Consider the following 13,271-nt stretch of genomic DNA (forward strand, 5'->3'; position numbering starts at 1 on the left):
GCAGTTATGGATAGAGATGAAAATGCAGTAAAAAATCTTTTGGCTTTAATAGGTTAAAAATATAACGGGGTGAGCTACACCCTTAGGCTATCTGAGCTAGTCAATGTCATTACCCTCTTGTTAGGATATGGGAATACTAGTGTTGATGGTAGTAAATAAAATTAGGAAAGGAAAAGCTATATTTCTTTCTCAAATGTAATCATTTGATATATTTGATTACGTTTGTTCACGTTTTATATAGCAGATGAAAAAGTATCGTGGTTTTAATGCTGCGAACCTTAAATACTATGAATTATCAGAAGCGCATCATACGTTAGAAGCGACTGTCATACTGTTTGAGCATTATGCAAAACAGATCTTTTAGGTGAACATTATGAAAGATAGATCTGACCAACGTATTAAGACTCGGCAAGCACTAGTTTTAGTAGGGACTTTGATCGTTTTAGGTGTGATCCTGAGTTTAATAATGTAAGTACGGTCAGCACCGTATAGATAATGAGAGGGACCACTCTGCTGTGCATGCACTGGGCCCTCTCATTTTTTGACATTGCTATGTTTTGAAGGACAAATTGGTCGCTGAGTTGAAAAATGATGCTGGAAAGAAGAAAAATTATATAGAGTACGAACAAGAAGTGGAAACTCATGTTAGAAACGAGGTACAAAGAAAAGACAATGGATGGCTAGTTTAAGCATATGATCAAAGAGGGGGATAGTCGTAAGAAGAGCATCTATTTGATGAATACTAGCAGGTCTTAAAGAACATGAGGCTATGAGATTTATGATAAATTTTTGGTGGAATAATGTATCGTAAAAGTTCACTTGAGTTCAAGTGGCTTTTTTTGCGCTAAGATAAAACTTAATTAAAAGTATCAAAAACATATTACTTGCATTTAGACACACTTAGAACTATAATTGGACTATACCAATACGGAAGGATGAATGGACCATGGAAATTATTGTAGTTAAAGACAAATTTGAAGGTGGCAAAAAGGCAGCAGAAATTTTTAAACAAGAACATGATAGCGGTGCCAAAGTTTTTGGCTTAGCGACTGGTGGGACACCAGAAACAACTTATGAACAGATAGTTGCAAGCGACCTTGACTTTAGCGATGATGTTTCAGTCAATTTGGATGAGTATGTAGGCTTAGCCCCTGATGATGAACAAAGCTACCACTACTACATGCAACATCATCTTTTTGACAAAAAGCCATTCAAGAAGTCCTACTTGCCAGATGGCACGAACCTTGATGCAAAAGCCGAGACTAAGCGTTATAGCCAAGTGATCGCAGACAATCCGATCGATCTACAGCTTCTAGGGATCGGTGAAAATGGACATATTGGTTTCAATGAACCAGGAAGTGCTTTTGATTCAACGACTTCCAAGATCCATTTGACCGACTCAACGATCAAAGCCAATTCACGTTACTTTGACAACTACGAAGATGTGCCTAAATATGCTTATTCAATGGGTATCGGCGAGATCATGAAATCCAAGAAGATCTTGCTTGAAGCATTTGGCAAAAACAAAGCAGAAGCGATCAAAGCGATGGTCAAAGGTGAAGTGACGATAGATGTTCCCGCAAGTATTTTGCAAAAGCATCCAAATGTAACGGTGATCGTGGATGAAGATGCTGCTTCATTGTTAAATTTAGACTAGAGCAGTATCATGGTACTAACAGAGAACAGTTTTTAAAATTACTGTTATTGGGTGATGAAGATGAAACTAAAGTGCAAACGTATTTGCAGACAGGAGATCTATATTTAGCTAAGAAATTTGGGCAAACAGTGGGTGTAGCTTTGATCGTACCAACTGAAGAGAAGACCACATTTGAATTAAAGAATTTAGCGGTCTTGCCTAAATTTCAACGCCAAAAGATCGCCACAAGACTTGTCGAATATGCGATCTTAGCTCAAAGTGCACAGGTCAAACGTTTGATCGTTGGTACCGGTGATGCTGATCTGAATAACATGCGGTTTTATCTGCGCAATGGTTTTCGCTTTTTGCGCATCGAACCTGATTTCTTTTTGAGTTACCAACAGCTGATCTATTCTGAGGGTATCTGTTTGAAGGATATGGTTTATTTTTACCGCGATCTTAGCTGATCATGATGTAGAAGTCATGATCGGCTTTTTTGTTGATTTAAAAGAAAATTTTTTTATTATGGTATATAATGTCTAATGTGTAGCCAAAATTTTGGCTAAATACTGATCTTAAATTGAAAAGCGAGAATCGAAATGAAAAACAAACTATTATCCGGAACTTTTTGGATGATGCTTGGGAGTATCCTTTCACGGATCTTAGGGATCATATATCTTATCCCGTGGCTGATGATGATCGGTTCGACTAGTGATCAAAATGCTGCCCAAGCTATTTTTAATGTAGCTTATACACCGTATGCTCTTTTTCTATCACTCGGAGTAGCTGGCTTTCCAACTGCGATCGCACGCCAAGTTGCTGAGTATAATGGGCAAAACCGCTTTAAAGATAGTGTCCATGTTTTTAAATATGGGATGTTGTTCATGCTCTTTACAGGTTCGTTGTGTGGGCTATTGCTCTATCTTTTTGCCCCAATGATCGCGCAAAGAAGTGCGGTCGTTTCGACTGAGGTAGCGACAACCGCGATCCGGGTGATGGTGCCGACCTTGATCATTTTGCCACCGATGAGTATGATCCGGGGCTTTTATCAAGGGAATTCCGATATGCAACCGATGGGCGTTTCTCAATTATGGGAACAATTGATCCGAGTTCTCTTTATTTTGGGGGCAACTTATTGGATCATGCTCATCCAACATGGAAGTTACATCAAAGCGGTCAATTACAGTACGTTTGCGACTTTTATCGGGGCTTTGGCAAGTTACATATATTTGATCGCCTACTTAAAAAAGCGCATGGGACATTACCGAAAGCTTTACCATGAAAGTGTTCCCGCTCACGATATGCATGTCTTTACGATCTTTAAAAATATTTTCAAAGAAGCTTTACCATTTATCTTCGTTGGTTCAGCGATCACGATCTACCAATTCATCGATCAGCTGACCTTTAAAGATATCATGGTCGATCTGACGGGATTGGATGCACTACAAGCCCAGGATCTATACACGTATTTTTCAGCTAACCCAAGTAAGATCACGACCGTCGTTATCTCGTTAACGATCGCGATCTCTGAATCTTCTTTGCCGTTATTAGCAACTTTGGCCAAGCGTAATGAAAAGCATCAGATCGGTAAAACGATCGCACAAAACATCGAATTGATGCTACTGACACTTTTGCCAAGTTCGCTATTACTAGCGGTATTGTCGTGGGAAGTAAATGGGGTATTTTTCCCCTTTAGTCATTTGGGAGCTAACTTGTTAGCGTATGCCTTAGTCACAAGTATTGCGTTGGCTTTGTTTACAGACTTCTTTACGATCGTCCAATCACTTGGCAAACATCGCCTAGCTGTACGTTATTTGACTTTAGGGATCATTTTGAAATTAGCCTTACAAGTTCCGTTTACCTATCTTTTTGGGGCGTACGGTGCTTTAAGTGCAACGACAGTGTCATTTTTACTGATCTCCTTAGGGGTGTATGGCCAGATAAAGAAGCATTACCTGGTAAGAGGTCAGATGAAAAATGTGAAGTTGATCATTGTGATCAATCTATTGGTGGCTTTAGCGGCTTATCTGACAAATAAATTGATCAGTTTAGTCTATTTACCACAAAATAAATTAACTGCCTTCTTGTATGCAGCGCTCTTTGGCGGGGCTTTTGTTCTGTTGTATATCGCCTTGTTGAACAAAAGTGGCATTTTCAAAGAAGTCTTTGGTTTTAAAGTTAAATTAGCTGTCAAGGGCAAACATTAGCTGGGTGCATGAATAACGAGGACTCTATCATGATGTGTATTTTTGCATTGTGATGGAGTCCTTGTTATTTCGTGGGGTCTTGTCCTCCAAAATGCAGAGCCTAGATAGCTACGGGTAGCCAATGATGCAAAAGACGCATCATAGCCACTCCTAGGCTATCTGTACGGCTCAAAGCGCATTTTTGCACACTGAGTACTTTAGTTGACAGTTGATAATTTTTTTCTTAAACTTTCAGTGACTAAAAATTTATGGATGGAGATGTTATTGGTGAAACACACTAAATTACTTACTACATTAGGCGCCTTTTTATTGGTCGTCTTGACTTTGAGTGCGTGCGCTCCGAGTGAAGATGCCGTCAAAAATAGCTCTTCTTCAGCAAGCTCTGATAAAAAAGTTACTTTAAATATTGGAACGATGCCGGCACCAGATTCTTTGCCATTATATGTTGCTCAAAAAGAAGGATATTTTAAAGATCAAGGTTTAGATGTCAAATTAACTAACTTTAAATCACCTAAAGAGCGTGATGCAGCGATCTCTGGAGGACAATTGGATGCTGCTGTGACTGATGTGGTCGCTTTAGCTAGTTATGTCAATGGTGACCTAGGTTGGAAGAGTGCTACTGGCTTGACAGGTTATTTTGGGATCGTCACAAGTGATGATAGTGTAAAAAATGTGGCTGACCTTAAAGGTAGATCAGTTGCAACTTTGCCACGTCAAACCCCAACATTTTATCTATATCAACAATTAAAGCAAAATGGCCTTTCCGCTAATGACGTAACGATCAAAGAAGTCCCAGCTATTCCAGCCCGTTTGCAATTAGTTGAACAAAAGCAAGCTGATGCCACGATCTTGCCTGATCCATTTTTGAGTATGGCTAAAGCAAGTGGCTTAAAAGAGATCGCTAAAAGTGATCCTAAGACTTACCAAACAACGATCCTTGGTGTGGATAAGAAATTAGGCGATGACAGGGCCACTTTGGCAAAATTGACGACAGCATATAATAAGGCAGTTGCTCAGATCAATAAGCACAAAGCTAGCGATTATCAAGCGATCTTGACCAAAGACCTAGGGTTCCCTGAAACTGTCGCTAAAAACTACACATTGCCTCATTATGAAAAAGCTGGGCGTGTACCAGCTAAGATGCTTCAAGCAGCCTTCAACTATGCTAAAGAAGAGGGGATCTTGAAAAATGATATTGATGCTAGTCACTACCAATTACCGGTGGCTAAGTAATGTTTGAACTTGAACACTTGACGATCGGATATGCGAAACGTCAAGTGATCACCGATCTTAGCTTGACGCTTCCTGAACAGACGATCTTAGCTATTTTGGGTCCATCTGGTAGTGGAAAAACGACGCTTTTAAATGCGATCGCAGGCTTATTGCCTCATAGTGGTGAGATCTATTTAAATTCTGAACCAGTCACGCCTAAGCAAGCGACACTTGCACTGGTACCTCAAGATTATGGCTTATTACCTTGGAAACGTGTCCTACAAAACATCAAACTAGGGGCTAAGCTCAGAGGACAAAAGCTGGATACCAAAAAAATACAGCAGCTGTGTGAGACCTTGGAATTGACAGACGTTTTAACTCGTTATCCCAGTCAGCTTTCTGGGGGCCAAAAGCAACGGGTAGCCTTAGCGCGGGCCTTTGCTTTGACACCTGATCTATTATTGTTGGATGAAGCTTTCTCAGCTTTAGATACGGTGATCAAGCGCCGAGCCCAACAGTTGTTTTTAGCCCAGTGGCAACAAAGCCCAGTAACAACATTAATGGTCACGCATGATCTGAAAGAAGCTTTACAACTCAGTGATCAGATCTTGATCTTGACCAAAGATCAGCCACGTTTAATTGAAAATCCACTCCAAGAGATCTCATTTGCTAAACGTGACCGATCAGAGATCTTGACCCCGGCTTTGACGAAATTAGAAGGGTTGGTGTCAACATTATGGTAAAACGTGGACTGCAATTACTGTATGCTGTGGTGATCTTGCATGTTTTGTGGGCACTTGGGGCTTGGTTCGTGGATCGACCACTTTTGCCGTCACCTTGGGCTGTATATATGTATTTTCCGCACTTGCTGAATATAGATCTATGGTGGAATATCTACTTTAGTTTGTATCGTCTAGCAATGAGTTTAGTGTTTGCGACACTCATTGGGGTCCCATTGGGGATCATGAGTGTCCGGTTGCCTAAATTTGGAGCTTTATTTGAACCTTTGGTGTATTTTACGTATCCGATTCCAAAGATCGCTTTCTTGCCCGTGATCATGTTGTTAGCGGGCTTAGGCAATGCCTCAAAGATCATTACGATCACTTTGATCATCGTTTTTCAAATTATCATCGGAGTCCGAGATGCAGTCAAACAGATCCCACCTACGATGTATCAAGTGCTAGATGTGCTGGCAGCAAATCGGTGGCAGACTTTTATCAATGTAACGGGACCAGCGAGTTTGGCGGGCTTTTTCTCTGCGCTAAAGATCGCTTTAGGGACTGCCATTGCCACGCTGTTTTTCACGGAGATGTATGGGACACAGTATGGTATGGGTTACTATATCATGGACCAGTGGAATCGTCTGGATTACTTAGCGATGTTTGGCGGGATCATTGTGATCAGCGTGGTCTCATTTCTTTTGTTTTTGACGATCAGCGGTTTAGAGCGGTATTGCTTACGCTGGCAAAATAAATAATATGTGAAAGTTCAGTCGCACAAGAGGCTGAACTTTTTTATTGACATTTGTAAACTTAGGTGTATCATATAGTTGTGATTACAAATGTAAACGAAAGAGGGAGAAGTAAATGGCACAGGTATTGACACTAGTTGTAGCAGTCGTTTTGATCGGATTTATCAGTTGGTGGTTCTTTGGCGATCATGAACAAAAAGAGGTAAGTGCAACGATGAAAGATAAAAATTTGCAAAAAGTAAAAGTTGTAGTTGATGGGGGGTATACACCAAACACTGTTGTTTTGAAAAAGGATGTCCCAGCTGAGATCGTCTTTGAACGCAAAGATCCATCAGCATGTTTAGAAAAAGTCGTCTTTGAAGACTTTGGGATCAATGAGACCTTGCCAAAAGATCAAGACCATGCGATCAAGATCGATACGCATAAGGCGGGTGAATTCAACTATGCTTGTGGGATGAACATGTTTCATGGGAAGGTGATCGTTAAATGATGTCATATCAAAAACGTTTTTGGCTTGCACTAGTCTTGTCGCTACCGATGTTGGTGGATATGTTCTTGATGCCCTTTGGTGTGATGATACCTAGCTACAATTGGATCGCACTGATCACGACGACATTGATCATGGCTTTTGCTGCTTATCCATTTTGGCGCAGTGCCTATGCTGCCTTTAAGCATCATAATGCCAATATGGATACATTGGTAGCATTAGGGACGGCAGTTGCATATTTTTATAGTATCTTTGCGATGGCAACAGGGCGCCCGGTGTATTTTGAAAGTGCCGCCTTCATCACGGTCTTTGTTTTATTAGGGCAAGTTTTTGAAGAAAGAATGCGCAACAACGCTTCGAGTGCTGTCGAAAAGCTCCTCGATCTGCAAGCTAAAGAAGCGACGATCTTACAAGCTGGTAAACCAGTCAAGATACCTTTAGATCAAGTTAAAGTTGGTGATCTGATCTTGGTCAAGCCGGGTGAAAAGATCGCTGTTGATGGTATCGTTGTCAGAGGCGATTCTTTAGTTGATGAATCGATGGTGACAGGAGAAAGTATGCCCGTTGAAAAAACAAAAGGTGAGCCAGTTATCGGCTCAACGTTAAATACTGATGGAACTTTGGTATTTGAAGCCAAAAAAGTTGGTGCAGAAACATTACTATCTCAGATCGTCGAATTGGTCAAAAAAGCTCAGACCAGTCATGCGCCGATCCAAAACTTAACGGACAAGATCTCAAATTATTTTGTCCCGTTAGTAATGATCCTAGCGATCGTAACTTATGTTGTTTGGTATGTCTTTTTAGGTGCAAGTGCGATCACGGCTTTGCTTTACGCGATCGCTGTGATCGTGATCGCTTGCCCTTGTGCGCTGGGGTTAGCGACCCCGACAGCTTTGATGGTCGGAACGGGTCGGAGTGCTAAAATGGGTGTTTTGATCAAAAATGGTGAAGTTTTAGAGTTAGTTGATCAATTAAAAACGATCGTCTTAGATAAAACAGGGACGATCACTGAAGGTAAGCCAGTCGTAACTGATGTAGTCGGTGAAGATAGTGGACAAGTTTTGACGGTGGCAGCTAGTTTAGAAGCTACTTCAGAACATCCATTAGCTCAAGCGATCTTAGAACAAGCAAAACAAGAACAGTTAAAATTAAGTCCAGTGACCGACTTTAAAGCCCAAAAAGGGATGGGTGTGACTGCCAAATTTGAAGGTCAGGTAGCTTTTATCGGGAATGAACGCCTCTTAGGTGATGATGAATTGACCACTGAACAACAACAAACGCTCCATGAATTACAAGCTCAAGGCAAAACCGTTTCACTAGTTGGTTTAGCGGATAAAGTTATTGGTATGATCGCTATTCAAGATGCCCCGAAGCCGACTTCTAAGCAGGCTTTGGCATTATTACAAGCTCAGGGCTTAAAGACAGTGATGTTGACAGGTGATAACAAGCGGGCAGCCCAAGCGATCGCTAAAGAAGTTGGGATCGATGAAGTTATTGCTGGAGTCTTACCACAAGAAAAGGCAAACTACATCGAACAAGAACAAAAACAAGGTAAAACTGCCTTTGTTGGGGATGGGATCAATGATGCACCTGCTTTGACGACTGCGGATGTTGGGATCGCAATGGGAGCTGGTTCTGATATTGCGATCGAAGCTGGTGGGATCGTCTTAGTGCAAAATGATCTCATGGGTGTCGTTAAAGCTTTGAAGTTAAGCCAAAAGACCTTCCAACGGATCAAATTGAATTTATTTTGGGCATTGATCTATAATGTGGTCGGGATCCCGATCGCAGCTGGTGTCTTTATGGCTTGGGGCTTGACGCTTAGCCCAGAATTAGCCGGCTTAGCGATGGCCTTTAGCTCGATCTCAGTCGTTGGTAGCTCATTGTTATTGAATAAAGTTAAGGTATAAAAAGTGTGAACTAATGCAGTCAGAACTGTATAAATAGGCAAGTGACCCACCATGCTTCAGCGTAGTGGGTCACTTGCCTATTTATTTATCGAACACATTTGGCTAGGCAGCTTAGAGAAGTGCTTTAACATTGCTAGCTATAGTTATCCTTTTATCACAGTAACAAACCAAGTAAGCCCAAGATGACTTCGAGGCCGACGATCTTATGAAACAGCAAAACATTACGCGGGAAAGTTGTGACTTTATTTGGTGCTTTGACAAAGCCTTGGACTAGCTGATAGTCACTTTTGACCGTGAAGAGAGACAATAAAATGAGCCAGGGCAGATAACCAAGGACCGCACTTAAGAGCAGTCCCAGATAGCTAAACACATAATTAGCTTGCAACAAAGTCAAACTGTGCTTGGTGCCTAGATAATAAGCAAGGGTCTTACGCCCGATCACAACGTCTTCATCTTTGTCGCAGATATTATTGGCTAGCATGATGTTAGCGATCGTAAAGACAGCAGGCAAGGCGACGACGCTCCCCGTTAGCCAAAACCAATTATTGTAAGTCGGAGCATTATAGATATTGATATAGATCCCGAGCAAGGGAATATTTAAACCCATCGCTAGACCTGAAGAAAGCTCGCCTAAAGGTGTTTTGAGTAGTGGATAGGGACCGCCAGAATAACAATAGCCGACCAAAAAACTCAAACACCCTAACAATAGTAGAGGCCAACCACTTAAGTAGGCAAGATACAGTCCACTTATCAAAAAGATAAGCATTAATATGCCCAATACGCTGTAGGCCCATGGGATCGAAATATCGAAGCGTTTGATAATATTATTAGTGCTATCTTGTACCGTGGACGAGTTTTGGTAACGGCGATAGTCACTTAATTGATTATGCCCATTGACCGCTAAATGAAAGCAGATCGCTGAAAGCATCAACAAGAAAGTCTCGCCGAGATTTACATGGTGATAATAATAAGCTGCCATGATCGTTCCTAAGAGTAGAGGCAAGACCGTCAGTAAGGTAGTTTGAGCTTGAACTAAAGCTTTAAAGCGTTGCATAGCTTTGCACCTACTTTCCATAATAGACTAGGGTCTGGGTATTAGGTGTTACCAATAATTTAGTGAGCGAGGCATTAGCTGGTTCGCTTAGGTTTTGCAAATTTCTGATATCTAAAAGTAACGCTGCCAGTAATTTGAGTGTAAAACCGTGGCTGACGACTAAAAGTGTCTGGTCGGGATGCTTCTTAGTGACTTCAGCTAAAAAACTTTCAAGTTTAGCAGTGACTTGCGCATATGTCGGTCCCCCTGAAACTTCCCATGAGTTAGGCAATAAGTTATGATGTTCATCAAAATACATTGGATATTTAGTATAAAGGTCGGTCAAAGGTTGGCCGTCCCAAGTCCCATAGTCAAACTCGACTAGCCGTTCATCTAAAGTTGGGGTCGCTGAGCTGATGAGCTTAGCGGTTTGGACGGCGCGTTTGAGCGGACTGGCATAGACTGCATCAAAGCTTACGGTGGCTAGTTTGGCTTTAGCATTCAAAGCTTGTTGTTGGCCGAGTTTGGTCAGTGGTGTGTCGATCTTGCTACCTTGCATGATCTGTGCTAAATTAGCCTCACTTTGTCCGTGTCGAACACAGTAGAGAGTTGTCATGATAAATTCCCCCATTTCTGCTTAGATTCTAGTGCAAGATCGATTTGAAAGTAAACAAAAAAGTCCTGAAAAAACAGGACTTTTTTTGTTTAGTATCAAAATTATTTGTTCAATGGTTTCCATTCCCAAGCTTCGACTTCAGGTAGGTCAGTACCTTCATCACGAATGTATTGGTGATGTTTTGCAATGATGCTGTCCATTTCAGCAACTAATTCGCCATATTTATCTGGGTCAGGCAAGCTCAAGACAGCTGATTTCACTAAGTCGAAACGATCCATTTGGTTTAGGACACGCATGTCAAATGGTGTTGTGATGTCACCATTTTCACGGTAACCATGGATCTTTAGATTGTGGTTGTGGCGATCAAAGAAGATGTCACGGATCAAACCTTCAAAACCATGGAAGGCAAAGACAACTGGTTTGTCTTTAGTGAAGTACATATCAAATTCATCATCACTCAAACCACGAGGGTCAACTTTAGGACTTCTGAGTTTCAACAAGTCAACAACATTGATGAAGCGGATCTTGAGGTCAGGTAATTTTTCATGCAAGATCGAGATCGCAGCTAAGGTCTCCAAGTTAGGTTCTGTCCCAGCCGCTGCAAAGACGATATCTGGTTCAGCGTTTTGATCCGTTGAAGCCCAATCGATGATCTTAAGACCCTTGTCAACTAATTCTTTAGCTTCAGCAGCTGAGTAGAATTGTTCACGTGGGTGCTTAGATGAAACGATCAAGTTGATCTTGTCGCGATCATTTAGGACTTTGTCAAAGACAGCCAACAAGGAGTTTGCATCAGCAGGCAAGTATTCACGGATAAATTCAGGTTTCTTATCAGCTAAGTGACCTAAAAGACCTGGATCTTGGTGAGTGTAACCATTGTGATCTTGTTGGAATACTGTTGAAGTAGCCACCACGTTTAAGGAAGGCACTTCTGTTCTCCAAGGAATTTCTTTAGCTTTACGCAACCACTTGAAGTGTTGGGTCAACATGGAGTCAACAACACGTAAGAAAGCTTCGTATGAGGCGAAGAAACCGTGGCGACCAGTCAAGACGTAACCTTCTAAGAAGCCCTCATCTTGGTGTTCAGATAATTGTGAATCGATGATCCGACCTTGTGGTGCCATAAATTCATCGTTAGGTTCTTTGATATCTAACATCCATTGACGGTTTGTTTCTTTGAAGAGTGGGGCTAAACGGTTAGACATCGTTTCGTCAGGTCCAAAGATGCGGAAGTTCTTGTTAGCAGCGTTTGATTTAACAACATCTTCAAGGTAACGACCTAAAACAGTCATATCTTGTTCTTTGTTCTTACCTGGAGTTGTCGTATCAACAGCATAGTTACGGAAATCAGGTAAAGCTAAGTCACGGATCAATGAACCAGGATTCGTATGTGGGTTCATTGCCATTCGTTTGTTGCCTTTAGGTGTCAATTCAGCTAATTCAGGGATCAAAGCACCTTTTTCATCAAATAATTCTTCTGGGTGGTAGCTTTCCAACCATTCGACTAAAGCATCAGCATGTTGCATATCGTTTTGGTCAACTGGGATCGGAATTTGGTGAGCTCTAAATGAATTTTCGATCGGCTTACCATCCCACTCTTTTGGACCAGTCCAGCCCTTAGGTGCACGGAAGACGATCATTGGCCATACAGGTAATGAATTGTCATTGTTCTTACGTGCATTTTCTTGGATAGCTTTGATCTTTTCGATAGCTTTGTCTAAGCCAGCAGCCATTTCTGGGTGCATTTTTTCAGGATCAGTACCTTCAACAAAGATCGGATCCCAGCCAAGGCCTTCGAAGTACTTACGTAAGTTTTCATTTGATTCACGTGACAAGATCGTTGGGTTAGAGATCTTGAAGCCATTTAAGTCTAAGATCGGTAACACCGCCCCGTCATTTACAGGGTTGATGAACTTGTTTGACATCCAAGAAGCAGCTAATGGACCAGTTTCAGCTTCACCGTCACCAATAACAGCAGCAACGATCAGATCAGGATTATCTAAGATAGCCCCAGTTGCGTGGGAGATAGAGTACCCTAATTCGCCACCTTCATGGATCGAACCCGGAGTTTCAGGTGCAGCGTGAGAAGCGATCCCACCTGGAAATGAGAAGCGTTTGAAGAGTTTCTTCATACCTTCAACATCTTGTGTGATCTCTGGGAAAAGTTCAGTATAACTACCATCAAGGTATGAGTTAGAGACCATAACTTGACCACCGTGACCTGGACCTTCGACATAGAACATATCAAGATCGTATTTATTGATAACACGGTTCAAGTGAGCATAGATAAAGTTTTGCCCAGCGATCGTACCCCAGTGGCCGATCGGTTTGACTTTCACGTCAGATGCTTCAAGTGGGCGACGTAATAAGGGATTGTCTTTTAAGTAAAGTTGTCCCACAGAAACATAGTTAGCGGCACGCCAGTAAGCATCGAGTTTGTTTAAATATTCTTTAGATGAGTAATCTACAGTCATGGCGAGATCTCCTTTGTTAATTTCTTTCTACACTTCTATAATAACGTTTTCTTGGGAGATGTCAACCATTTTGGATATTGGAACGTACCAAAGTTGAAACTTAGAGAGAAAATGCCTATAATAAAGGCTTTTTGCCCGAAATTTCTTTTTGTTCTTGGAGCTTGATCACTTCGATATCACGTGAGATCATCAATTCTTCATCAGTCGGAACTAACAAAGCAGCGA

Annotated in this window: 11 protein-coding genes; 8 read left to right on the forward strand and 3 right to left on the reverse strand. The window is 41.5% G+C overall.

Annotated elements, in window-relative coordinates; translation table 11 throughout:
- The first annotated feature begins 946 nt into the window (after positions 1-946).
- The 8 genes from Q9Q35_RS06725 to Q9Q35_RS06760 all read left to right on the forward strand — a co-directional run bounded on the left by Q9Q35_RS06725 (position 947) and on the right by Q9Q35_RS06760 (position 8,923).
- Entirely contained in the window at positions 947-1,657 is a 711-nt protein-coding gene (locus Q9Q35_RS06725) for a glucosamine-6-phosphate deaminase (protein WP_304652690.1), read from the forward strand.
- 71 nt (positions 1,658-1,728) lie between these two features.
- The gene (locus tag Q9Q35_RS06730) at positions 1,729-2,103 is read left to right on the forward strand and encodes an N-acetyltransferase (protein ID WP_304652691.1); all 375 of its coding nucleotides are present in this window, start codon (positions 1,729-1,731) and stop codon (positions 2,101-2,103) included.
- Between the two features lie 132 nt (positions 2,104-2,235).
- Positions 2,236-3,843: a polysaccharide biosynthesis protein gene (locus tag Q9Q35_RS06735; protein ID WP_304652692.1), complete on the forward strand. Its 1,608-nt coding sequence runs from the start codon at positions 2,236-2,238 to the stop codon at positions 3,841-3,843.
- 258 nt (positions 3,844-4,101) lie between these two features.
- Complete coding sequence (locus Q9Q35_RS06740) at positions 4,102-5,076, forward strand: ABC transporter substrate-binding protein (protein ID WP_304652700.1); 975 nt, start codon at positions 4,102-4,104, stop codon at positions 5,074-5,076.
- Positions 5,076-5,798, forward strand: coding sequence for an ABC transporter ATP-binding protein (locus Q9Q35_RS06745; RefSeq protein ID WP_304652693.1), 723 nt, complete (start codon positions 5,076-5,078; stop codon positions 5,796-5,798). The genes Q9Q35_RS06740 and Q9Q35_RS06745 overlap by 1 nt, the downstream gene beginning before the upstream one ends.
- On the forward strand, positions 5,792-6,532 hold the full coding sequence (locus Q9Q35_RS06750) for an ABC transporter permease (protein ID WP_304652694.1): 741 nt from the start codon (positions 5,792-5,794) through the stop codon (positions 6,530-6,532). Before Q9Q35_RS06745 ends, Q9Q35_RS06750 begins: the two co-directional genes overlap by 7 nt.
- A gap of 109 nt (positions 6,533-6,641) precedes the next feature.
- On the forward strand, positions 6,642-7,016 hold the full coding sequence (locus tag Q9Q35_RS06755; RefSeq protein WP_304652695.1) for a cupredoxin domain-containing protein: 375 nt from the start codon (positions 6,642-6,644) through the stop codon (positions 7,014-7,016).
- Positions 7,013-8,923: a copper-translocating P-type ATPase gene (locus tag Q9Q35_RS06760; RefSeq protein WP_304652696.1), complete on the forward strand. Its 1,911-nt coding sequence runs from the start codon at positions 7,013-7,015 to the stop codon at positions 8,921-8,923. Before Q9Q35_RS06755 ends, Q9Q35_RS06760 begins: the two co-directional genes overlap by 4 nt.
- Before the next feature lie 154 nt (positions 8,924-9,077).
- Here the strand turns inward: Q9Q35_RS06760 and Q9Q35_RS06765 are convergent, their stop codons facing one another.
- From Q9Q35_RS06765 to Q9Q35_RS06775, 3 genes are all read right to left on the reverse strand, one after another.
- Positions 9,078-9,977: a UbiA family prenyltransferase gene (locus Q9Q35_RS06765; RefSeq protein WP_304652697.1), complete on the reverse strand. Its 900-nt coding sequence runs from the start codon at positions 9,975-9,977 to the stop codon at positions 9,078-9,080.
- Between the two features lie 10 nt (positions 9,978-9,987).
- A complete protein-coding gene (locus Q9Q35_RS06770; protein WP_304652698.1) occupies positions 9,988-10,572 on the reverse strand; it encodes a histidine phosphatase family protein in 585 nt (194 codons plus the stop codon).
- A 101-nt stretch (positions 10,573-10,673) separates the two neighbouring features.
- Positions 10,674-13,046: a phosphoketolase gene (locus Q9Q35_RS06775; RefSeq protein ID WP_304652699.1), complete on the reverse strand. Its 2,373-nt coding sequence runs from the start codon at positions 13,044-13,046 to the stop codon at positions 10,674-10,676.
- Between the last annotated feature and the right edge of the window lie 225 nt (positions 13,047-13,271).

The sequence above is a fragment of the uncultured Ligilactobacillus sp. genome, from assembly GCF_948826705.1.
Lineage (GTDB): Bacteria > Bacillota > Bacilli > Lactobacillales > Lactobacillaceae > Ligilactobacillus.

Coding starts and splice junctions, on each gene's coding strand:
- Q9Q35_RS06770 (WP_304652698.1), bottom strand. CDS start 10,572: ATGACAACTCTCTACTGTGTTCGACACGGACAAAGTGAGGCTAATTTA.
- Q9Q35_RS06735 (WP_304652692.1), top strand. CDS start 2,236: ATGAAAAACAAACTATTATCCGGAACTTTTTGGATGATGCTTGGGAGT.
- Q9Q35_RS06725 (WP_304652690.1), top strand. CDS start 947: ATGGAAATTATTGTAGTTAAAGACAAATTTGAAGGTGGCAAAAAGGCA.
- Q9Q35_RS06750 (WP_304652694.1), top strand. CDS start 5,792: ATGGTAAAACGTGGACTGCAATTACTGTATGCTGTGGTGATCTTGCAT.
- Q9Q35_RS06765 (WP_304652697.1), bottom strand. CDS start 9,977: ATGCAACGCTTTAAAGCTTTAGTTCAAGCTCAAACTACCTTACTGACG.
- Q9Q35_RS06755 (WP_304652695.1), top strand. CDS start 6,642: ATGGCACAGGTATTGACACTAGTTGTAGCAGTCGTTTTGATCGGATTT.
- Q9Q35_RS06740 (WP_304652700.1), top strand. CDS start 4,102: ATGTTATTGGTGAAACACACTAAATTACTTACTACATTAGGCGCCTTT.
- Q9Q35_RS06760 (WP_304652696.1), top strand. CDS start 7,013: ATGATGTCATATCAAAAACGTTTTTGGCTTGCACTAGTCTTGTCGCTA.
- Q9Q35_RS06745 (WP_304652693.1), top strand. CDS start 5,076: ATGTTTGAACTTGAACACTTGACGATCGGATATGCGAAACGTCAAGTG.
- Q9Q35_RS06775 (WP_304652699.1), bottom strand. CDS start 13,046: ATGACTGTAGATTACTCATCTAAAGAATATTTAAACAAACTCGATGCT.